The sequence below is a fragment of the Mesorhizobium sp. M1E.F.Ca.ET.041.01.1.1 genome, assembly GCF_003997355.1.
Lineage (GTDB): Bacteria > Pseudomonadota > Alphaproteobacteria > Rhizobiales > Rhizobiaceae > Mesorhizobium.
Genome location: NZ_RZSL01001043.1, coordinates 1 through 1,217, shown reverse-complemented (window position 1 = coordinate 1,217; position 1,217 = coordinate 1). Strand labels below are relative to the sequence as shown.

The following is a 1,217-nucleotide window of genomic DNA, read 5'->3' as shown; positions in this document are numbered from 1 at the left end:
CCTCAAGGACGGTCAGCTTCGAAAGGTCGTCTACGATCTTTGCCAGATCAGCCATTTTTGTATTCCTTTACTAGGTTCGAACGTGTGTTGTTGACAGCGAGGAACGGCCTCATGCCGCCTCGTCCTTCCGGGCGTAAGCGCCGATGACACGCGCGACCGAAGCCGCGGGCGCATTGACGATCTGGGCGATCCGGGTTGCCGGCGTGGCGATCATGCCAACCAGCTTGGCGCGCAGCTCGTCGAGCGACGGCATCGTGGCGAGTGCCTTGACACCGTCGGCGTTGAGCGCAGTCGAGCCCATTGCGCCGCCGAGAATGATCAATTTGTCATTCCCCTTGGCGAAATCGGACGCGACCTTCGGCGCCGCAACCGGATCCTCCGAATAAGCGACCAGCGTCTGTCCCTTGAACAGATCGACGATCGATGCGGAGTCCGTGCCCTGAAGAGCGATCTTGGCGAGACGGTTCTTCGCGACTTTGACGGTGCCACCGGCGGCGCGCATCTTCGACCGGAGGTCGTTCATTTGCGCGACGGTGATACCGGCGTAGTGGGCCACGACGACTGAACCCGCGTTCGAGAACGCTTCGTTCAGGCCCGTGACGAGTTCGCGTTTTTCCGCTCTGTCCACTGCCTATCTCCAGTTGACCCCTGCCTCATTCACGAGGTCAGAAGTCGGGTTGCCTTTTGCCGGCCGGGCTATCCAAAAACGGATCTCCCGAACGGCGCTCGAGGATCCTGCCCCCTTTCGCCACACCGACGGCCAAGCCGGCGATGCGCTGACAAAAGGCAAACACGGTTCGAACCTTTCATTGGAGCGTTCGCTCCTTTGTCGGGTCTTCACCCGTCTCATGCAGGCCCAGGTGAATTAAGGCTTTGGGCCGCCTGCAATCTCGGACAGGATATCCGGAAACCTTTCGGCTTCCGGGGTACCGGGCCGCCGACGGATCGGCAGTCCGGAATTTCTTGGTGCGACCGGCCTGAAACCGGTCAGGCGACACTTACGACGCGGCGAGCGTCGCGATGTCGAGCTTGAGGCCGGGCCCCATCGTCGAGGTGACCGACACCTTCTTGACGTAGTTGCCCTTGGCGCCGGCGGGCTTGGCCTTGTTCACCGCATCGGCGAAGGCCCGCACATTCTCTTCCAGAGCCTTGACGTCGAACGAGACCTTGCCGACGCCGGCCTGTACGATACCGGCCTTCTCGACTCGGAACTCGAC

1 protein-coding gene and 1 pseudogene are annotated in these 1,217 nt (G+C 61.5%); both read right to left on the bottom strand.

Annotation, left to right across the window (positions count from 1 at the left end; genetic code table 11):
* Positions 1–109 precede the first annotated feature (109 nt).
* The gene (gene rplJ, locus EOA38_RS37180) at positions 110–628 is read right to left on the bottom strand and encodes a 50S ribosomal protein L10 (RefSeq protein WP_126094118.1); all 519 of its coding nucleotides are present in this window, start codon (positions 626–628) and stop codon (positions 110–112) included.
* A gap of 370 nt (positions 629–998) precedes the next feature.
* Positions 999–1,217, bottom strand: a pseudogene (locus tag EOA38_RS37175) (50S ribosomal protein L1); the annotation flags it as partial.